The 22,094-nt window shown below is 43.2% G+C and carries 16 protein-coding genes and 1 pseudogene; 12 read left to right on the forward strand and 5 right to left on the reverse strand.

All coding sequences use genetic code 11. The annotated features are described in order from the left end of the window. Nucleotides 1-9 precede the first annotated feature (9 nt). From HQN88_RS09355 to HQN88_RS09385, 7 genes and pseudogenes are all read left to right on the forward strand, one after another. Entirely contained in the window at nt 10-2,388 is a 2,379-nt protein-coding gene (locus HQN88_RS09355; protein WP_173110309.1) for a vWA domain-containing protein, read from the forward strand. A gap of 37 nt (nt 2,389-2,425) precedes the next feature. Beyond that, nucleotides 2,426-2,956, forward strand: coding sequence for a type IV pilus modification PilV family protein (locus tag HQN88_RS09360; protein WP_173110311.1), 531 nt, complete (start codon nt 2,426-2,428; stop codon nt 2,954-2,956). A gap of 6 nt (nt 2,957-2,962) precedes the next feature. After that, the gene (locus HQN88_RS09365; RefSeq protein ID WP_173110313.1) at nt 2,963-3,502 is read left to right on the forward strand and encodes a prepilin-type N-terminal cleavage/methylation domain-containing protein; all 540 of its coding nucleotides are present in this window, start codon (nt 2,963-2,965) and stop codon (nt 3,500-3,502) included. A gap of 26 nt (nt 3,503-3,528) precedes the next feature. Then, entirely contained in the window at nt 3,529-5,421 is a 1,893-nt protein-coding gene (locus HQN88_RS09370) for a hypothetical protein (protein WP_173110315.1), read from the forward strand. A gap of 35 nt (nt 5,422-5,456) precedes the next feature. After that, a pseudogene (locus HQN88_RS37565) lies at nt 5,457-5,807 on the forward strand (response regulator); the annotation flags it as partial. Between the two features lie 1,293 nt (nt 5,808-7,100). Continuing rightward, the gene (locus tag HQN88_RS09380) at nt 7,101-7,880 is read left to right on the forward strand and encodes a prepilin peptidase (protein ID WP_173110319.1); all 780 of its coding nucleotides are present in this window, start codon (nt 7,101-7,103) and stop codon (nt 7,878-7,880) included. A gap of 34 nt (nt 7,881-7,914) precedes the next feature. After that, the gene (locus HQN88_RS09385) at nt 7,915-9,174 is read left to right on the forward strand and encodes a methyl-accepting chemotaxis protein (RefSeq protein ID WP_173110321.1); all 1,260 of its coding nucleotides are present in this window, start codon (nt 7,915-7,917) and stop codon (nt 9,172-9,174) included. Here HQN88_RS09385 and HQN88_RS09390 read toward each other — a convergent pair. From HQN88_RS09390 to HQN88_RS09405, 4 genes are all read right to left on the reverse strand, one after another. Continuing rightward, entirely contained in the window at nt 9,156-9,467 is a 312-nt protein-coding gene (locus HQN88_RS09390) for a DUF5658 family protein (protein WP_173110323.1), read from the reverse strand. The two genes, HQN88_RS09385 and HQN88_RS09390, sit on opposite strands and share 19 nt — an antisense overlap. A gap of 33 nt (nt 9,468-9,500) precedes the next feature. Then, nucleotides 9,501-10,394: a LysR family transcriptional regulator gene (locus tag HQN88_RS09395; RefSeq protein WP_173110325.1), complete on the reverse strand. Its 894-nt coding sequence runs from the start codon at nt 10,392-10,394 to the stop codon at nt 9,501-9,503. A gap of 165 nt (nt 10,395-10,559) precedes the next feature. After that, complete coding sequence (gene fhuB, locus HQN88_RS09400) at nt 10,560-12,605, reverse strand: Fe(3+)-hydroxamate ABC transporter permease FhuB (RefSeq protein WP_246320122.1); 2,046 nt, start codon at nt 12,603-12,605, stop codon at nt 10,560-10,562. An 11-nt stretch (nt 12,606-12,616) separates the two neighbouring features. Beyond that, entirely contained in the window at nt 12,617-13,633 is a 1,017-nt protein-coding gene (locus tag HQN88_RS09405; protein ID WP_274319027.1) for an ABC transporter substrate-binding protein, read from the reverse strand. A gap of 260 nt (nt 13,634-13,893) precedes the next feature. Between HQN88_RS09405 and leuC the strand changes: the two genes are divergently transcribed. Together leuC and leuD are read left to right on the forward strand one after the other, a co-directional pair. Next, entirely contained in the window at nt 13,894-15,315 is a 1,422-nt protein-coding gene (gene leuC, locus HQN88_RS09410; RefSeq protein ID WP_173110331.1) for a 3-isopropylmalate dehydratase large subunit, read from the forward strand. 69 nt (nt 15,316-15,384) lie between these two features. After that, a complete protein-coding gene (gene leuD, locus HQN88_RS09415; RefSeq protein WP_173110333.1) occupies nt 15,385-15,990 on the forward strand; it encodes a 3-isopropylmalate dehydratase small subunit in 606 nt (201 codons plus the stop codon). A gap of 364 nt (nt 15,991-16,354) precedes the next feature. Here leuD and HQN88_RS09420 read toward each other — a convergent pair whose 3' ends face one another. Then, nucleotides 16,355-16,534, reverse strand: coding sequence for a hypothetical protein (locus tag HQN88_RS09420; protein ID WP_173110335.1), 180 nt, complete (start codon nt 16,532-16,534; stop codon nt 16,355-16,357). Nucleotides 16,535-17,182: 648 nt separating this feature from the next. Here HQN88_RS09420 and HQN88_RS09425 point away from each other — a divergent pair. From HQN88_RS09425 to HQN88_RS09435, 3 genes are all read left to right on the forward strand, one after another. After that, nucleotides 17,183-18,664 (forward strand): N-acetylmuramoyl-L-alanine amidase family protein, encoded by a 1,482-nt coding sequence (locus HQN88_RS09425; RefSeq protein WP_173110338.1) that lies wholly within the window; start codon nt 17,183-17,185, stop codon nt 18,662-18,664. Nucleotides 18,665-18,732: 68 nt separating this feature from the next. Next, nucleotides 18,733-19,314 carry a GerMN domain-containing protein gene (locus tag HQN88_RS09430; protein WP_173110340.1) on the forward strand — a complete coding sequence of 194 codons (582 nt, stop codon included), beginning with the start codon at nt 18,733-18,735 and terminating at the stop codon, nt 19,312-19,314. Between the two features lie 30 nt (nt 19,315-19,344). Continuing rightward, a complete protein-coding gene (locus tag HQN88_RS09435) occupies nt 19,345-22,083 on the forward strand; it encodes an S-layer homology domain-containing protein (protein ID WP_173110342.1) in 2,739 nt (912 codons plus the stop codon). Nucleotides 22,084-22,094 lie beyond the last annotated feature (11 nt).

Raw genomic sequence — 22,094 nt, forward strand, 5'->3', positions numbered from 1 at the left:
TTCGTAACTATGCATTGGTATCATAAAGCGAAAAAGAAAAGTGCGATTTTGTTAACAGGTATGTTACTCACGAGTATGCTCCCTGTCTTCGTTGGAACGAATACCGTTTATGGGGCAGAGGTAGACAATGGTTGCTTGGCCATTAGTGGTGTAGGAAATGTTCCGGTTACAAGTGTTGAACGTAATCAATTGGTTACGATTAACTACACGCTAGATCCGAATGGAACACATACAGTAACACAAACGCGGGACGCGGTTGATATTGCTTTCGTAGCCGACGTATCTGGAAGTATGGATTACCATATGGACAAAAGTGATAGTAGAACGCCTATTCGTTTGAGTATTTTGAAAAGCGCCTCTACTACGTTGACTAATAAACTTCAATCGGTAAATATGGGTGACCGTCTTGGACTCATTAAATTTAGTTCTGGAGCTTCCAAAGTTCTTGATTTGACAACGGATTATGCCAAAGTACAAACCGAAATTAATAAATTAGAAGCTGATGGTTCTACGAATATTGATGACGGCTTAGCCAAAGCAAAGACGATGTTAACAGCGAATGGAACGAAGCCCGTGAAACAAATTATTTTGCTAACGGATGGTAAAGCAACCGTATGGACGGATGAGAATGATGGCAACAAGCAAAAAAGCGGTGAAACAAGTGCTGCGAACGCTGCAAAAGCCGATGCTGACGTCCTAGCAGGTCTTGGTATCAAAGTGTATACGATTGCTTTGGCAACAGCAGGCTCTGATGAAATTGATCTAGATTTGTTGCAATATATTGCAACAAGAACAGGTGGAAAGGCGTATGAAGCGAGCTCTGCGAGCCAACTTTCCACGATTTTTGATAATATTGCCAAAACCATTGAAGCACCGGCTCAACTCAAAACAGTGACGCTTCGACAACCTATTCCAGCTGGGTTCATCTTGGCACCTGGTGAGAATGCTACGAACGTAAAGTATGAAGCTGCTACACACGAAGTTGTGGTTAACGTAGGGGACATTAATTTCCCTTTTGATCAAGATAAGATCGATCTCTCTATTAAATTAATTCCAGATACAGCAGCAGGTGACTATCCACTGCAAGATGCTAAGGTGACATATAAGGATGCCTGTAATGCCAATCGACAGTTCAATATTAATTTTGGCACGCAGCTATCTGTAAGTATTCGTGTGGTTGATAAATATGGCAATGTGTATATCGGGAATGGTCAAGGCGAGCTCCAACGTTTACGTGCTAGTGATAAACAAAAGCAATGGACGATTACGAATAAGAAGGTAGCGATATCCGATATCCGTTTCATTGATACAGAAGTCCATTCCATAGTTCGGATTACTTACAAGGATGGTACAACAGATCAATTTGATTTGAAGCCAACAGCACCTGGAACTTATGAACTCGTTGATGGGAATGGGAAGCCGATTAGTGAAAATGGTTGGCATTTGGGTCCTGGAAAACTTCGCTCGGTGTCGGGGGCAAATACACAACTGCCAAGTACTACCGTTTATGCCAATGATGATTTCCAAGGGGCTTATCTTGCAGGTTATGAGATCTCTGTTGATAACGGCAATTGGCAATCACAAACAACAAGTGGTGTGGTGATTCCCGATGGGAATGGTGTGAATTTCAAAACGCGTGCGTTCACGAATGCCATTAGTGGCAGTGCTGCGATTCCCATAGCTGGGGCAGTCGCAACTGGAAATGTTTCCTTGGACAGCACAGGGCCTATGATTAGCTGGAGTCACAATATTGTTAACCCGACGGATGACGGCATTATTTATATTACCGCAACAGACAATCTAAGTCCTGTTACCAGTGTGAGAGTCTGGTTCGATAATAAAACGTATTCTATCTCTTCTAGCTCATCGAAAATGACTAAAAATGGCAACACCTATGCGTTTCGCTTAAGCGATGTGACCGGATTTGATACGGTAGAGAAACGCCAAGGCTGGCATCAAATTCAATTTGAAGCGACATCCATTGGAGGTACAACTTCAACAGCGCAAGCGCCGGAATATTTCGTGATTAATCCAGGTCCGACGGCTACGCTCAAAGGCATGAATTATAATGCTGGTGATATCTCAGATAAGCCGGTAAGTGTTGCTGTGGTAGATGAGAAGTATCCTGTCACTGACCGTACTTTCGGGAATCACTCAGAGAACGGCTTCACGTTGAAAAATATGTATTACGTGATTAAACAATCATCCGCGATGCCGGAAGAAAGTGAATGGAAGCCATTAGCTTCAAAGCGCCTAACGGTGACAACCAAAACAAACACGACTTCCGGAACGTATTACGTCTTCTTAAAATTAGTTGATAGTTCGAATGTCGAAATGGTGCAACAACCACTGATGGTTACATTCGATACCGAGCAAAATAATAATTAGACTGGTCAACTCGGTGTTGTAGTGAGGAGGACTTACGGTGCGCCGCAATGAACGTCTGAAGCAAGTGGAGCCTAATGAAGACGGTATGTCACTCGTGGAAATCTTGATTGCTGTGACGATAATGTCGATTATCAGTGTCACACTGATGGGTTATTTTACTTCTGCTGTTGATAAATCAGCTCAGGAAAGCCGCAAAATTATCGGTGCGAATTTAGCGCGGTTGAAAGCAGCAGAGCTCCGAGATACCTTCAAGAATGGCTATGATGCTGCCATTATGTCACAGCTGGCAAGTAGTCCCAAATTTTCTGGTGACTTATCGAGTAATGGATCCCAGTTAATGAAAGGCAGATTGGCCTCAACAGAGATCAATGGCACAACGTATCGCTATTTGGTCGAGCTTGATAAAAGCTACGCTCGCTGGGAGGCTGCAGATCCGTTTCGCAATGATTCGGACAACTATATGGCTCAAATGTTCGTTACTGTGTATTGGTCGAATGCGGATTCTCTCGATGCACCTTCAGTGAAAGCATCAACGACACTCGATACGTATCTTATCAAAAGGTGGTAGCGCCACATGCAGCGCAATGAGAAAGGGATGACCTTGATTGAGTTACTGGCTGCCTTGCTGATTTTTGGTATGGTAGCCTCCATCCTGTACTCTTTTATGCTAATGGGCGTGTCGATGTATAAACGAGTCACGATGGAAACCCAGATGCGCAATCAAGGAGACGGGTTATACAGTCAGATTATTTCGGAATTGAAAGAAGCGATCTACGTTCAAGATGAAGGAATGGATAAGAAAATAATTCGTTATGCGAAAAAAAATGATAACCCGAACATTTATATTGATCTTTATGAAATGGAAGTTAAACCGGATCCAGCCGGAGGCGGGAAAATTGAAATTAGGGAAGCTGGAACGAATGTGGTTAAAAGTGTTTTCCAATTAGGAAGCAATTTTACTATTCGCGAGGGCAGCTTGAGTGAAGCGAGTCAGAATCACGACCGTGTTCAAGTTACACTGGAATATGCCAGAATAAATGCGGATCAACTTAAACTAGCGGATAGTCCGAAGTTGGTCATAGATTCGCAAATCCCACTATTCCGTAATGATTAAATGTAACGGATTGGAGGAGGCATGGAGTGAACGCAATGAGTGTCGACAATAATGACCTCCAACCGAGGAAACAGGATGAGGAAGGTTCAGCGCTAGTCATCGCTTTACTTGCCGTTGTATTGATGACCATGATGGGGCTTATCCTCATGAGCGTACTGCGTGGAGGTGCTATCCAAGCAGCAACGACAGAGTCAAGTGTTCAAGCGGAAGCGATTGCGCAGAAGGGGTTGGATGATACGCTTGCGCAAATCCGGAGAGCCGTTGCCAATGGTGAAGCTATTGGGGGAACGAACTATCGAAATCGCGTTCGCAACGTAGAGAATCAATGGTCCCACATGCAGTCATTTATTGATAGTGAAGTGGGGGATGAGCAGAACAAGCGAGACGGAAATGGAGAAATCGTTGCTGCCAAGAAAGGGAGTTATCAAATCGATATCCTCTTAGCAAAAACGATTCGTAATCCAGAAGCACCGTTTAAACCACTTGCAAGTCCGGATTTTCCCTATGTTCGCAAATTTATAATCAACTCCCGAGGCATGATCGAAGGCCATCCTACGAAAACGGTAACGAAGCAAATGACGGTTTATGTGAGTACAATTAACCCTGTATTTCGCTATCCAGTCTCATCCGCTGGTGATTTGGTACTAAATGGAACACCATCCATCACGGGTGATATCTATGTTGCCAATCATTTGCATGTTCGTGACGAGGCCTTATTCTCAGGTACAACAAGCGGTGCGAATCGAAGTAAATATGGGATTCAAACAGGACTTCCAGAGATTCGTGGATTCATTCGAGTCGATGGTGACAACGACACCATCGCACCAGGGAAGTTTAATTTTACGCAGTCCGATGGTGTGACTGAATTCCCGCCTCTCACGAAGACGAGTGACATTGTACAGCCTTCATATTTTAAACCACAGTATTTTCCATTAGAAGATCCTACCCTGGACGCTGACGTTGATGTAGATGTGGAAGGGTATGTTTCGAATAAAACGCAAATCGATTTAACAGCCAAGTTAGATGCTTTAGGCGGGTATGCAGCCCCCGATCCAGCCATTATTGAATTGCCGCCACTGTTTCAAAATCTGACACGGAGTAAGCTGTTTAACGATCAATGGGTGACGATTGACGGTGATGTAAACGTTGTGGATGCAGATTCGCCCACAAATGAGGCGGACCTATTCATTAATAATGGTGTGTTCACCATGGCGAACGACGCATCAAAGCTTAAACTCAAGAATGGTTCCCTCTATGTTAAGTCACCAGATCCTAATTTAGTAGCGGCGGATCTTCGGGGCGAGCTTTCCGTGGAGGCAGGGAAATTTTTGGCGATTGACGGCAACGTGACCTTGAATAACCGATTCCGTTTTCCGAGTGGCACGATGTACATCAAGGGTGATCTGAAGATCATTGGGAATGTTTGGCTGCAAGGTACTGTTTATGTCGATGGGAATGTGGAATTGAAGCAGATGACTTCTATTAACAAAAACACGGAGGAGACTCCTGATCCTTCATTAACTCCGCTCATTGTTGTCGCATCAGGGGAGATCGTGCTTGGGAATAGTACAAACACCGATGATGAGAATGTTAGCGCCTTCTTCTATACCAAGCAAGGCATTCGCTTGTACGGTGTCGTGTCGAAGCTGAAGCTGCGAGGTGGTATACACGGTGGTGCTGGAGGTGTTGAGCTTAACGCAGTGAGAGGTGATCTGATCTCTGGTGGTGGAAGTTCTGTAACTAGATATCAAGGGAGTACGAATTGGAATCGAGACGTACCTGAAGTTCAGTTAAGTAATTCAAAACCGTCAAGACTTCAGATTTTCTATGATGATAATCTCTATGATAAACCGCCAGATGGCATTCCAACGACTGAAAATTTCAACGTGTTTGTGAAAAACGTCAAATACATCAAGTAACGACAGATTAACCATTCTGGAAGGAGGTACCTTCATTGTCATTCCAAATCCTAGTCGTTGACGATACGAAATTTATGCGGAAAATGTTGACAGATATTTTGAAACAATACGGTCATGAGGTGGTCGGAGAAGCAGAGAATGGTAGACAAGCTGTACAGAAGTATGAGGAACTTCAGCCTGATATTGTCCTGATGGACATTACGATGCCCGAAATGGACGGAATTGAAGCGATGAAGGAAATTCGTAAACTCAATCCATCGGCAGTTGTTCTCATTTGTTCGGCCATGAGTCAACAGGATCTCATCTCAGATGCATTGAAAGCTGGGGCAAACGGCTATGTGATGAAACCTTTTAAACCGAATCGTGTGAATGAAATTGTTCGAAAATATGGTGTTCCCCGTGTAATTGGTCATCTTATACCGCAAGACATGCAGCGCACGGATGCTGTTGCCGTAGAAGTCGAGGTTGTAGAGCCGACGCTGGAGATCGAGGAAATGGAATTGCAGGCTAATTTAGCCGAAGGTGCAACCGTCACAACAGCAAGCTTGCATGCCATTGATCATAGTTATGTAGAGCCTAAGGAGCTGCATTATACGAAGCGAGATGAGGAGATGTTGAGTCAAGTTGCAGCGAGCAGCGAGTCCAACTCATCCAACCATGAGAGCCAGAATAAGCTGATGCATGAAGAGGAGCAAATTCCTGAAGTTGTTGAACTCCAACAAAGCAGGCTTGATCCAGACCATGTACAAGAAACAGAACCGGAACCAGAAACTCAAACCAAGATTTACGTTGCGGAAGAAAGGAAAGTTGCAGCTAAACCTGCCCAGGTTGTCAATGCGCTGGAAGTTCTGCTCGCGTTTGCCGAGGTGGAAGAGTCTAAGGTTACTATAGAATCATCGGATTCTACCCAGTTGCATGAGCCGCATGTGCAATTACAGTCATCGGAAGAAGAGGATCGTCTTCTGGAAATGGAGAGGCTTGCCGCTGTGATGCAAGGTGACTTGGAGCAGGAATGGCAGCTGGAGCAACAGCAGTTGCAACTGCAACAGCAACTAAATCAGAACGAACCAAGTGTTATTGCGAACGAGGACTCTACAATAACGAAAGATTACTCTATCGCTGAGCAAGTGGTCGAAACAAATGTTGACGATGCAAATGCGAGATCCATTGAACTTAGCATAGATGATCTTAATGACATCACGATGGAGATGGAATCAATAGAATCCACTTATGAAGTGAAAGATCCAATCTTAGAAGTTCCAGTATTCAAAGAGGAAGTTCCCGTAAGCTTGACTTCTAAGTCTCAGGAAGTGGCTGACGTGAATAAAGTTGGCTTTAAAGCTGTGAATGGCGGAAAGATCATTAATTTATTCAGGGGGAATGGACCAATGAAAAATTTCACAAGCAGTGTTATGTGTAACTGGAGCGAGGACTTGAACGGCGAGATGTCTCAATACTTAGTTGTTTGCACGGAAGCAGAGAATAAAATTGAGATTGATATGACAACGGCAAGTGGGCAAAAGCAATCCATAACAGTTACCATTGAGAGCTTTAATCAATTAGCAGCCTGGCTACAGGTTCAATTGGGGACTGCACCCGTAAGCAATCGTGAATATGCAAAGAAAGCAGATTTCTAAATAACTACGGGTAAGGTAAGACATCTAGAGGGGGTTTAGGCAATGGGGTGGGAAGCATGGAGTTACACAATACTATTGTTCATAGTGGGTGCACTGTTTGGTTCATTTTTTAATGTCGTTGGGCTTAGAGTACCGAAAGGTATATCCGTCGTTGCCCCGAGATCTAGCTGCGGAAGTTGCGGACGACAGCTTAACGCGATTGATTTAATTCCAATCTTTGGATGGTTTATCCGAAGAGGGAAGTGTCACACATGCGGATCATCAATATCCCCTGTGTATATCGTTGGAGAGCTGGCAGGAGGTGTCCTATTTGCCTCCCTTCCTTTTATAGTCAGCGTAAATGAACTATGGATTGCCTATCCACTTGTATCTGTGCTTCTCATCCTGACAGTGAGTGATTTGGCCTACATGCTCCTGCCCAACAAAATTATTTATCCAGCCATGCTTTTGTTTACGGGATTGCGATTGTTTGTTCATCCGCTGCCCATTTGGCACTATGCGTTGGGATTCATCATTGGAGGGGGCACGCTGCTCGCAGTGTCACTTGCCGCAACTTGGATGGGGAAGCCGGCTATGGGCTTTGGAGATATTCGATTGATGGCTTTAGTAGGACTCGTCATGGGAATCAAGCTCGTGCTGTTATGTATTTTTCTGTCGGCGCTGCTCGGCAGCGTCATCGGTGTGGCTCTAATCGCCTCAGGTAAACTGGATCGGCGTTCACCAATTCCCTATGGTCCATTCATCGCTGTTGCTGGTTTCATCTGTTTTTGTTTCGGAGACCCATTGATGACGTGGTACATGGACCTCATCGTATGGCAGTAAAACTACATTTTGTATAAAGAGAGGTCGGACTCCTATGAACTGGTTTCTAGCTCAATCGTTTCGTGCTAAGCTTCAGCTCGGCTATTATACTGTTGTTGCCTTCTACACCATTATTATCCTCATTCTCATGTTAACGGCAGATGTATCCATCATTTTCGCATTATCGTCGTCACTTATACTCATGGTATTTAGCTTTCCTTATGTGCGTTTCTTGGAAAAGGCGTTAACAGAGCCCATTGATAATGTTACTCGTGTCGCGATGAATATTGCCAAAGGAGACTTCACACAAACCGTGGATGCATCATCCAAGGATGCGCTCGGCGATATGGGGCGATCCTTTAATGCGATGATCGTGAAACTTAAGGAGTTGCTAAATGAAACGGCTTCGATTTCGAAGCATGTAGCGGACTCAAGTCGTGATATTTATCACAAAAACGAAGGTATTAACACAATGATTGTTGAGGCTACAGGTTCGGTCACTTCCCTTGCGGAGGGAGCTAATGAGATCTCATCTGGTGTGTTTAAAAGCTTTTCCGTCGTAAAGGAAATCGAAACCAAAATCACGGATTATGTGGATTCCACACATGCCATGAACAATCGTTGCTGTCAAACGCTCGATCTTGTGAAAAAAGGGATGAGAGCTGTAGAAAGTCAATCTGAGAGCGTTTCTCATATCGTACTTGCGACAAGTAATGTATCAGGGACGATTGATGATCTAGTGAAGGAAGCAGCAGGTATTTCCTCCATTACACGCACAATTTCTGAAATTGCTGAACAAACCAACTTGCTGTCCTTGAATGCTTCCATTGAAGCAGCACGTGCAGGCGAGCATGGAAGAGGGTTCTCTGTTGTTGCTCAAGAAGTCCGTAAGTTAGCTGAAGAGTCATCCAAATCAGCCAAGAGCGTGTTCCATATGGTACATAACATAGAGAATAGCATTAAAATGGCGCAGAAAAATATTCAGATCAACGAGGAAATTGCTCGTAGACAGACAGAGTCTATTGAAGCTACGGAAAAAATATTCGGTGAGATGGTTGAAAGTATTCAATTCATTACGCAACGAATGAGTGAGTTTACAGGAGAAAGTCAGAAGATGCTGAATGCTGCTCAGTTCATTACAGGCACTATGGAGAATATTTCAGCGATTACCCAGCAATCAGCAGCGGGTACAGAGCAGGTATCTACTTCGATGGTACAACAAACACGTTCCGTCAAAGCTGTTGTTATTCAGTCCGAGCAAATGCTTCGTATGGTAACACAATTGCAGCGCACGATTCAGATATTCAAGCTTTGAGAGAATGACGTTGTGATCCAGTAAGCATGCAAGAGGAGAATACCTAAATAAATAACGGTTGAGAGGCGAAATAAATTGTTAATAAGCAGTCGTTTGCCTACTTTTGCTGCAATAAAGAAGAGGGAAAGGGGGAGTATGATTTTAATGCCATAGAAGGCAACATAGCTATGTTCGTACAGGAAAGCCATAATCGGATTAGCTTCGCCAATCAATTGCAATCGGAGACCCATATCCGTTAATCCTGCATCCATTAAACTAGCGATACACAAGAAAATAATTAAATTTCGACTCAAAGGGACCACTCCTTTTGACTTTGGGAGGTTATGCTAACGAATCGTTTGCATAACCTCTTTCATAGTGGAGATAAAGGCTTCAGCTGCTTTGGAAATATAGCGTCCTTTGCGATAAGCAATGACTAGCTTGCGAGTTGGTCTGCCCTCTAGAGCGACGTTTACGGGAGAAAGCTCATGTAGACTTCTTTTGGAGATTAAGTATGGAACGAAAGCGACTCCCATACCAGCAGCAACAAGCGATTGCACGGTTTCCATATTACTCGATTCAAAAACGATATTTGGGGTGAAGCCAGCTTCCTGACACAGATCCAGGGTCAGCTTGCGGAAGCCTTGTCCTTTTTTCAGGGCGATAAATGCTTCTTTTTCCAATTGTGAAATTCGGATAGGTTCCTTACTGGATGCTAAGGGGTGCAGCGGCGGAACGGCAAGGATGATTTCTTCTTCTAATAATGTCTCATAAACGAGAGATTCTTCTCGCAAAGGCAAAGATAGTAGCGAAATATCGGTCTGGCCATTTACAGTTAACGTTTCTAAGTTAGATGAAGTTTCTTCTACCAGCGATATTTCGATATCCGGATAAGCGGCTTGAAACACGGGTACCACGAAGGGTAAAATGGTCGATCCCGTAATTGGCATAGAGCCGATCACTAGGCGGCCTTTTTTCATCTGAGAAATGTCTTCCATTTCCTTTTTGAGCCCCTCGATCATATCGAGAATCTTTTGTGACTTCTCTACAAATAGAGAACCTGCGTGGGTCAACTCAACTGAATTCGTACTGCGCTGGAATAAAAGGACACCAAGTTCCTTCTCAAGTTTTGACAATTGCTGGCTTAATGAAGGTTGGGCAATATGTAACTTCTCCGCTGCACGAGAGAAATTCCGTTCTATGGCGATCTGGATGGCATACTGTAATTGACGTAATTCCATGCGAAGAAGTGTCTCCTTTATAGATGTCTTGAAAGTTATCATATCAAGCTTTTTGGGGTGAAACAAGGTGGACATAGGAATAAATAACCATAAAGGGCAATGATGACTGGTTTCATCCAGTTTCATTGCCCTTTATGGTTATCTTTGGTTACTATTTACTATTTGCTATTTACGAACAGTGCTTCTATACATAAGGAATAATAGATAAGGAGCTCCAATAATAGCTACAACGATACCAGATGGAATCTCTTTTGGAATGAGAATCGTTTTGCCTATAATATCAGCCAATGTTAGTAGGATCGCCCCTAAGATGGCCGAAAGTACAACCGACTTCTGATGATGCTGCCCCATGAATAGACGAACAGCGTGTGGCGCTAGTAAGCCTACGAAGCTTACGGTTCCGACCGCGGCTACGGCAATCGCAGCAACGAACACGCCGATTGCTGCAGAAACCAATCTCGTCCTTTGTAACTTCAGACCTAGTCCAATAGACACGTGGTCACCAAATGCTAATAGATCTACACGCCGACCAAGTAACCAAGCACTAGGGAGTAGAATGATCGTTGTTATTAGTAGTTGGATGACTTCCTTCCAGCCTCTGGCATAGGTACTTCCCGCTAGCCATGTAAGTGCTGGAGCGGCACCCAGCTTGGATTGGATCACGAGAAATTGAATGACAGCTGAGCCAATTGCGGAAACTGCAATTCCGACAAGAATCAGAACGACGGGATTAAGTCCCTTTTTCCAAGCGAAGGCATAGACGCTCCCCGCGGAAAGGAGTGCTCCGACTATAGCGCCAATAGGTACCCAAGTAGCAGACGCTGTTGGCCAAATCGTCAACACGAGCAGGGCACCCATCCCAGCGCCAGATGTAACGCCAACAACGGATGGATCTGCAAGTGGATTGCGAACAGCTCCTTGCATCATGGAGCCAGCAACGGCCAAGGAGGCGCCAGCGAGCGCAGCTACCAGGATGCGAGGCAGACGTAAGTTCAGAATGACATTGGCCGCCATTTCTTCGCCTTGACCAGTCAATACGGCTATTACGTTAGATAGAGGGATATGCAAAGCACCTGCTGTTAAGCCGAAAAGCACCAAGAAGATAAGGGCAATCGCAGATACAACAACTAGAATTGTATAAGGAATCTTGGTGCCTACGTAACCGACACTCATAGAGCTGCTCTCAGCGGAAGCTTTCATTCGAGATCCGCGGATTGCCAGCCAAATTAACCATGGTGCGCCAATCAATGCGGTTACGGAACCTGCAGGAAGCTCACCTAGTGTACTACGGAACATTTTGGCAATTGTATCAGCACCAAGTAAAACTGCGGCTCCCCAGATCGCACTTCCTGGGATTAATAGTCTGTGTCGTTGTAAGCCAATTAATCGGACAAGATGAGGTGCGATAAGCCCGATAAAACCGATAGGTCCCACAACGCTTACAGTTACACCTGCTAGCAGAATCGCTGCAGCTAGAGCAATAAATCGAACTAAGTTGATATTCTCACCTAATGAAATAGCGGTTTCTTCACTAAGAGCAAGCATATCTAGTTTTTGATGAAACAGTAAAGCGACGACGAGCCCAATACAAATCCAAGGAAGTGCATACTGGACACCTTGCCAATCGTTCTGACCCAATGCACCTGAACCCCACATGAATAAGCCATTTGTCGCATCCTCATACATGATTTGCAGTCCGCTTGTGAAGGCTGAAAGTACGAGTGTTACGATCATACCGGCAAGTGCCATGCGTAGTGGTGAGCTTTTGCGGCCACCCGACATGTAATAGGCCATTACTGCTGCACCACAAGCCCCAACTAATGCCAACAATAAAGCATGATCTGACTTCAAGGCCGGGAAAAACACAGCAGCCAAAACAATAATGAAATAAGCACCCGCATTCAAACCTAACGTTGAAGCGGAGGCGAGAGGATTGCGTGTGACGGTTTGTAACAAAGCACCGGCAACGGCAAGTGCTGCTCCTGCGAGCATCCCCATCACTGCGCGCGGCATGCGAAGCCCCCGCACCATTAAATGGTCGGGGGTATCTTGTGGAGATATCAAAGCTTGTATAACCGTATGAAGGGTAATGTTCGCTTCTCCTTGCGTTAAGTTGAGAAAAAGCAGAAGGCAGAGAGCGAGCCCCCCACCTCCAAATACAAGAAGTGATTTCCACTCGATATTAGCGAAACGGTTAGTTTTCGATTTCATCGCAGATTGGATCATTTCGTAAGTGCAGCAGCAGTTAGCTCAGCGAATAGTTTGGCAGATAAAGGTCCACCGAAAGTCCAAGTGTTGCCTGGAAGCTTGAATGTTTTGTTGTCTTTCACAAACGAAAGACCTTTCCATACGGCATTGTCTTTCAATTGTTTCTCGAATACGTTATCCGCATCTTGAACGATGTAGAAGAAGTTCGCATTTTGAACAGCAGGTAAAGCTTCTACGGAAGCAGTTGAGAAGCCATAAAGCTCAAATTTAGTGGACTTAAATACATTCTTCAAACCGATACGTTGCATAATTTGAACAACCATGGAGTTGTCAGTGAACATACGTAGAACAGCATTGTTTTGGTTGCTGAACGCTTGTGTTAAAGCGAACTCAGCTCCATCTTTTTTCGCTGTAACTAATTTTGCTTTCGTATCCGCGAAGGCTTTGTCAAGATCAGCAAGTACTTTATCTCCTTCAGCCTTCTTACCAACGATATCTGAAATTGTTTTAAATGTAGTTATCATATCTGAGTATTGATCGCCTTTTCCTTCAGCTGGGTACGATTCAAATGCGATCGTAGGAGCAATCTTGGAAAGAGCTTCGTAATTTTTGCTCGAACGCAACGTGCTTGTAATGATAAGATCAGGCTTCAGACCAGTAATTGTTTCTAAGTTAGGCTCTTGACGAGTCCCTACATCAGTAACAGAAGCATCGAGTGCTGGCTTAACATTTACTGCACCTTGGTAGCCTTTAATATCAGCGGAGCCTACAGGTTGAAGGCCAAGTGCTAGCACATCTTCTGTGTATGCCCATTCTAATGTTACAATGCGTTTCGGTGTACCTTTAATTGTCGTTGTTCCCAGTGCGTGTGTAATAGTCTTATCTGCAGCAGGAGTTGCTGAAGGTTGAACGGTTGCTGCTGGAGCAGGTGATGCAGTAGAAGAAGACGTGTTCGAAGTTCCGCATGCTGCAGTAATGAACAGCAACATAAGTGAAAGTGTAAAAGTAACTGGTTTAATAAGTTTTCGCACAATAAATCCCCCTGAATGTATGTATTCTAAAAATTGGTGAATCGATGGCCAATTCGATACCGCTAGGAGAATGATAATCATTATCACTTCATATGTCAACAACATTCTGCAAAATATTAACAACTTCTAAACTATATAGGAGTTATCTATCAAGCTTATAGTTATTATATCTTGGAACTATGACGTGATCCGTGCTAAAGTACTGTATGAGGGTAAGACATTAGCAAACTAATGCGGATAATGACAAGAGGTGACTGGGTATGAGTAAAAAGACAATGTTCGAGAAGATTTGGGATAATCACGTTATTAACCAGGAAGATGGCAAGCCTAGCGTTATTTATATTGATTTGCATCTAGTACATGAAGTAACTTCACCGCAGGCTTTTGAAGGGCTTCGTTTGTCCGGTCGTAAAGTTCGTCGTCCTGATTTAACTTTCGCAACAATGGACCACAACGTACCAACGAAAGATCGTTTTAATATTACAGATCCAATTTCGAAGCAACAAATCGATACACTTTCACAAAACTGCCGTGACTTCGGCGTTACACTTTTTGACTTGGATAGCCTAGATCAAGGTGTTGTTCACGTAATGGGACCTGAACTTGGTCTTACGCACCCAGGTAAAACAATCGTATGTGGTGATAGCCATACTTCCACACACGGCGCATTCGGCGCACTTGCTTTCGGTATCGGTACAAGTGAAGTTGAACACGTTATGGCGACACAAACACTTCAACAATCCAGAGCGAAATCCCTGGAAGTTCGTATCATTGGCAACTTGAAGCCAGGCGTTACTGCGAAGGATTTGATCCTTGGTGTTATCGCGAAATACGGCACAGACTTTGCAACAGGCTATGTTATTGAGTACACAGGCGAAGCGATCCGTGGTCTTTCCATGGAAGAGCGTATGACTGTTTGTAACATGTCTATTGAAGGTGGAGCTCGTGCTGGACTAATCGCTCCTGATGCAACAACATTTAACTACCTTCGTGGTCGTGAATATGTACCTCAAGGTGCTGATTTCGACGCAGCTGTGGCAGAGTGGACGAATCTTGTTACTGACGAAGGCGCTACGTATGACTGGGTATTGGAATTCGACGCAGATACATTGATCCCGCAAGTGACCTGGGGTACGAGCCCTGGTATGGGAACAAGTGTAACTTCCTTGGTTCCGGATCCGCAAAGCTTCGAAACAGAGAATGAACGTAAAGCTGCTGAAAAAGCGCTTGAATATATGGATTTAACACCAGGAACACCGATGACAGAACTGAAAGTGGATTATGTCTTCATCGGTTCTTGTACAAATGGACGCATCGAAGATCTTCGTGCAGCAGCTAAGATTGCACAAGGTTATACAGTTGATCCAAGTGTAACTGCAATCGTAGTTCCAGGTTCCGGTCGCGTGAAAATTCAAGCGGAGAAAGAAGGTTTGGATAAAATCTTCTCCGACGCTGGATTCGAATGGCGCGATGCGGGCTGTAGTATGTGTTTGGCAATGAACCCAGACGTACTTCAACCAGGACAACGCTGTGCTTCCACATCCAACCGTAACTTTGAAGGTCGTCAAGGCCGCGGCGGACGTACGCATCTTGTATCTCCAGCAATGGCTGTTGCTGCAGCAATCAAAGGTCATTTCTATGACGTTCGTGATTGGGAAATTAAAGAATACCAACAAGCTTAATTTCGGCGAAATAAAGTAATGTTTAAGATGCTAGTTTTGCTGTAGCAAAACTTTAAGGAGAATGAGAACATGGAAGCTTTCAAACAACATACAGGTCTTGTAGGCCCTGTTGATCGTGTAAACGTAGATACAGATGCAATTATCCCTAAACAATTTCTTAAACGTATTGAGCGTTCTGGCTTCGGACAATTCCTTTTCTTCGAGTGGAGATGGGATGAAGCAGGCAACGTAATCGAGAATTTCCCATTAAATCAAGATCGTTATCAAGGAGCTTCCGTTCTGATCTCCAGAGCGAACTTTGGTTGCGGATCATCCCGTGAGCACGCGCCTTGGGCGATTCAAGATTTCGGATTCCGCGTTATCATAGCGCCTTCCTATGCTGACATTTTTTACAACAACTGTTTCAAAAACAGCATTCTGCCAATCAAATTGTCGGAAGAGCAAGTTGAAGATTTGTTCCAACGTACTGCAAAGCACGATGGATACAAATTGAATGTTGATCTAGAAAATAAAAAGCTGACTGATGAATACGGTCTTGAAATCCAATTTGATTTGGATGAGCACCGTCGCCAATTCTTGCTGCAAGGCTTGGATGACATCGGATTGACACTTCAACATGAAGCGAAGATCACAGCGTATGAGCAAGCTCACCAAAAACGTTTAGCTTACAAATAAGTAAATTCCAGAAGACGTATCCCCCTAGTGGGATACGTCTTTTTTGCTATACAGCTGCTGCAGACAATGCTCAGATACTTGTTTAACTGGAAAATCTACATCTAAAATCAAGATAAATGTGTGTAAAGAGCGATTAGATGGAAAAAAGGTAGTTATTTTCCGAGGATTCCGTCATTCAGGTAGAAATGAGTGAAAATAACTACGTATTTTGCAGTTATTTCACTTTTGAAGGGAGATATCGCGAATTTAACTGTACTATTTCCATTAATTCATTTAATCGTGTAACCTCCAACGCTTCCACCCCGGGAACCTCTAGCCTTGAAACCAACTAGGGCGATCTAACAAGCCCAACCCAAGCCCAAGCTCAAGCCAACAAGCTCAACCCAACAAGCGCAACCGAACAAGCCCAATCTAACAAGCCCAACCGAACAAGCCCAGCCCAACAAGCCCAATCAAACAAGCGCAACCGAACAAGCGCATCCCAACAAGCCCAACCGAACAAGCGCAACCCAACAAGCACATCCCAACAAGCCCAATCTAACAAGCCCAAGCCCAACCGATTGTTGTAGGATTACTGGTTGGTTGATAGGGGATTATTCTCTGAAAAATACAAATAGGCAACCTTTTCTCCCCATTTATCCTCCAAATTAGCAAATGCGTGCAAATAGGCAACCATTCTATCAAATTTCAATGATATATCAACAAATCACACTAAATTGATGCCTATTTGCATCAATTTTCAAAAAATGAGGGATATACTCATTCAAAACTGCACTTTTGCATTTTTGACAGTTCCCAACCCATTCCTAACTAACACTCTCAATGTAATTGACCAATGAACTGTTAGGTTCGGTATATGCATTTCTGTGTATGAAAGGTGTTACAAGTAGGTTTCTGATAACGCGCAGACTTTCACTAAGTTTTTGAATTAATATATTTTGAGCCTTAGGATAAGCAAAGCATACTCCGAATGTGCTTCTATTTTTCAAGTTTTAAATATAAATCTTGCAACTTTTGGCAATTTGTATCGTCTAATAGATTACTAGAATGTCGAAGCAAAGGAGGTTGTGCTGTCAGGTATAGGTTAATTTTGCTATAATATAAAGGAAGCTGATAGTTTCGTAGAATTTGCTGATTGGTTGCGTTCCTACATCCCCCGAAATCCCCCAATTCCGACATTACATAGAGGTGAATGATGAAATTTCCTGCATTTTGTTTGTTTTTGCTCGCATGTCTGTTGCTGCTGCCAACTACCGCCTTTGGGGCTGAAGCACCGAAGCCGATTAAGCTTTATATGAATGAAAAGCAGCTCGAAGTCCAAGGTGTTCAGCCGCGAATTGTGAATGATAATACGATTGTTCCGGTTCGAATAATCGTCGAACAAATCGGTGCAAAAGTAAGTTGGGACGAAGCTACAAGTAAGGTAACTATTGTGAAAGACAAGATTAATATTCAACTTGTGATAAACAATGTAACTGCCATCATTAATGGTAAAAAAGAAACATTAGAAGTAGGACCTAAGATAGAAAATGGCTCCACGATGCTTCCATTGCGTTTCATCGGTGAAGTATTGGGTATTGAATTTAAGTGGGATGGCGCTACTTCTTCCGTACACATGTTCAAAGATGTTGAATCGGATTCTAAACCAGTCACGGGACCTGTTGACGTTGTAGTTCCCGATGGAGGTACACCAAATCCAGAGACCAAACCTCCAGGAACAAAGCCTTCCACCGGAACAGGAAACGGATCAGGAACAGGAACAAACACAGGGAATGGGACAGGAACAGTCACACCAGATCCATCTGTTCATGTGATTACTTCTATTTCACTATCCGAAACGGAATTTTCAGTCAATGCAAAAGATGGGACCCTAAGTCCAAGAGTTTTAACTTTAGCGAATCCTTCTCGTCTCGTGTTTGATTTCCCTAATACCACATTGGATGAATCTCTACAGAAGCTGCTTGTTAAAAATTCCGGAGAGTTGCCATCCAAGCAGCCGTTAGTGTCCAAAGTGCGATTTTCAAATTTTAACGATAATCCAGCAACAGTGAGAATTATTCTGGATTTGAACGCGCCTACGGAGTACCAGACGATTCCGTCCAAACTTCCTAATCAATGGAAAGCTTCGATAGGTGAGAGGAAGTTAACGGTTATCATCGATGCCGGTCACGGTGACAACGATCCTGGTGCACTCTCCATTACAGGTAAGCATGAGAAGGAATTTACACTCTCTACAGCGAAGAAGGTAGAAGCACTATTAGCGAAAGATAAGCGGGTGCATGTTCTGATGACTCGTTCTGATGATACTTTCATTCCATTAGATGATCGTGTTTCTTTTGCCAATGATATTTCAGCAGACCTCTTTCTATCAATTCACGGAAATAGTGCCAAAGCAACTGTATCAGGAACGGAAACCTACTATAACAGGCCCGAGAGCTTAGATTTCGCCAACGTGATTCATAAGTACGCTGTTCCAGCTACTGGGTTTGCTGATCGAAAGGTTCGTCAAGCAGACTTCCGCGTTATTACCAAAACGAGTATGCCTGCAGTCTTGCTTGAAGTTGGTTATTTGTCCAATAAGAATGATGAATCTGCGATGTACAAAGAGGCATTCCAGGACAAATTAGCTGCTTCACTTGTTGCCGCTATTAAGGAATATTTAAACCTTAAGTAAATATGTAGACCATCAAGCGGATCAAAATAGGCTAGCCTGTCTAGGCATAATGCTAAGGAGTGAATAAGATGAACAAAACAAGTCGCCTAGTTCAAGGAGCGCTCCTTGTAAGTGCCATCACATTGTCTGTTACGGCTTGTGGCCAGAAAGTTCAATTATCTGGGGCCGCTACAACGGCACCGCAAACAACATCTACACCGATTGCAACATCCATACCAACAATTACACCGAAACCTACAGCTGCGCCTCAGAAGCAGTTGCAGGTCAAAGCTTATTACAGTGACCAAGATGAAATGAAGCTCGTTGAAAAAGTGGTCACGGTGAGTGTTGTGAAGGATTCTGATGCGTATGAGGCTGCTCTTAAAGCACTTCAGAAAAGTGATGATCCGAAGGCTATTCCCTTATTCGATGATTTGAAATTTACAAGTGTGAAATTTGATAGCGTCAAAGGTGAAATAAAGCTGGACATGACATTCGGTCCCAAAACGCAATTGGGGGCCCCTGGGGAAGAGTTATTCCTACAAGCACTGAAGAAAACCATTTTTCAATTCCCTGAAGTAAAAACATTGTATATCCTTAAAGATGGTAAGCAAGTTGATAGTTTAATGGGACACTTGGAGCTTCCATACCCAATTAAACGACCTAACTAATTAGGAACTGAAGAGGAGTTAAATTTGAATATGAAAAATAAGCAATTGGCGAGTGCTATCGTAAGCTCATTGATCATCACAAGTCTAGCAGGTACGCCAGTCCTTGCAGCACCCGTGAATACTACTACAACTACAACAACTTCAACAACAGCCGCTAATGCGAATGTACGTTTATCTTTTAACGATGTGAGTAGTAACTACTGGGGGATCCGTCATATTTCCAAGCTTGCTTTGGAAGGAGTTATTGAGGGAGTTGGAGATGGTATTTATTCACCAGAAACTTCGGTAACGCAACAAGATGTATTAATTATGGCGACACGGATGATGGGATTACAATCCGATGTCGATAATTTGAATTCTGAAACGGTATTTCCTGACTTCATGTTAGTTGATAAATATGCTCGTAACTACGTAGCACTAGCCTTACAAAAAGGCTTGATTTCAACAGAGCAAGAAAAGGTAAGAACACAAGGTACGAAGCCGGTTGGCAATTGGGGACAACAAAAAGCGACGCGAGAATGGGTAGCTGAAGTCGTCATCCGTGCGATTGGCAAAGCTAGTCTCGCACAAAGCTTATCGAGTAAAGCAACATCATTCACAGATAATACGCAGATTAGCAGCAGTGCATTAGGGTTTATTAATGCAGCGGTAGCTCTCAAAATCGTTGACGGTTTTGAAGATGGTTCTTTTCAACCGAAAGGCGCTGTAACACGTGCGCAAATGGCGGCTTTCCTAAGTCGTTCTCAAAAGGATTCACTTACTTTGCCAGAGCGTGCTAAGAAGGGCTATTTGACTAGCCTAACGAGCGGAAGCATTGGTCTAATGGATAAAGACGGAAATACGAGTACATATAAGATTTCGCCCAATACCGTATTTTTCGGAAACAAAGATGATGTTGCAATTGCACCTAAAGTTCTGCAAGAAACATATGAAATCTCCATTGTTCAAGTAAACGGTACAGCTTATTATGTAGAAATTCTAAGTGATGAATTGCACATGGACATACATGAAGGTCAGTTGTTGAAGTTAAATCTGTCAACGATGAAGGCGACCTTAGATGATTATGAAAGCTATGATTTAGCGTCAGATGTCGCTGTAACTGATAGCGATGGGCGTGGACTTAGCTTAGGTGAAATCGTCGCGGGCAGCACGATTCAAATTCGTAAAAGTCAACTTGTAGACAGTGACAAATATACATCCATCGTTGTAAAACAAATTCCAGTGAACAAAACAGCGGTCGGTGATATTCAAACGTTAAATAAAGAGGCTATGCAATTGACGCTGCTTGGTTCCGCTACTGGCGAACCAGAGACATATGGTTTCTCTAGTAATCTAGTAGCGACACTTGCAGATAACACGTTAATTAGTGTAGATGCCATCCATGTTGGTGATACGGTTGAATACACGGTCAAGAATAGTGAAATCGTGAAGATTATCGTCAAAAAGCAAGCGGATGTTGGTACGAGTGTAGAAGGGACGTTTAAACAATTTACAGACGATCATTCTACGATTTTGATCAATAAAACTTCTGGCAAGACTGTGGATGTCTTTGAATTGAGTAATAATACTAGCGTGGTTATTAATGGTTTAACGAACGCAAGTATTTATGATCTGGCTGCTGGTGATCAATTAAAGCTAGATGTTTTGAACAATAAGGTTACAACGATTACCGTAATAAATCGCTCCATTGAGAATTTATATTTTGCTAAAATCATTGATTATAAGGACTCATCCAAAATTTTAACAGTTACAGATAATGCTGGAAACCCCAATGCTTTTATTCTAAACGATGGTATTTCAATCACGTTTAATGGCAGTAAATTGCCGTTTAGCTCTTTTAATGGTATTTTTACTCCTGGTAAATATGTAGATGTTCTCGTTTCTAATAAAAAAGTGTTGAGTATTCAAATGTCTTCTCAGTTGGATGGCGTGTTAACACAATTGAATTCACAAACCAATGATGTCACGTTGAAAACGGATAGTGGGCAAAGTTTAACCTTTAAGCTAAATTTCACACCTATCGTTGAAGTTGCAAATAAGCCGAACAGTACGCTTGCTGACTTGAAAGTGGGCGATAAGGTAAGTCTTCTGCTCAGTTATGATCAAACGACAGTGACTAAAATTGTCACTACGAATACGAAAGTATACAAAACCCTTTTAACTAATACGAATTTGAAACAAGCTACGTTTATGGATGGCACGAATACGAACTATACGATCGCATTAGATGGTGTTTCCCTTGTAAAAGCTGATGGCACTAGTGCAGTGTTCGCTGATTTGGCGATTGACGACTATGTGAAATTGACATTCAAAGGTCTTTCAATTACCAGGGCAGAGTTGATAACACCGATTCGTGGTAAAGTAACTGCTGTGAATGCAGCAGGCACGAGCTTGACTGTTCAAGATTTTACAGGTAAAAGTCAAGTTATTAATGCAGGCAGCAATTACAGTGTGAAGTTAAATGGTGGCGTGGATTTGAGCTTCTCCTCCATTAAAGTGGGGGATCGCGTTCAATTGATGAAGGATATCAATGATAAATTGCTTATTCAAGTCGCAGTAGCTTCTAAACGGGAGTTTGATCAATATAGCTCTACGTTGAATCAAGTATATATGAAAGCTACTAGTTCAGGGGATCGGACTTCGTTCAATTTGTTCCCTAGAGCATACTTCCATAGCGGTTCTTCAGTTGTACCACTGACCTCCTATGTAGCTGGCGATCAATTGAATCTCTACATCCTTGACGATAAAATTGTTGAGATTGAAAAGTAGAAATTTGAACA

The organism is Paenibacillus qinlingensis (assembly GCF_013204845.1).
GTDB classification, from domain to species: Bacteria; Bacillota; Bacilli; order Paenibacillales; family NBRC-103111; genus Paenibacillus_E; species Paenibacillus_E qinlingensis.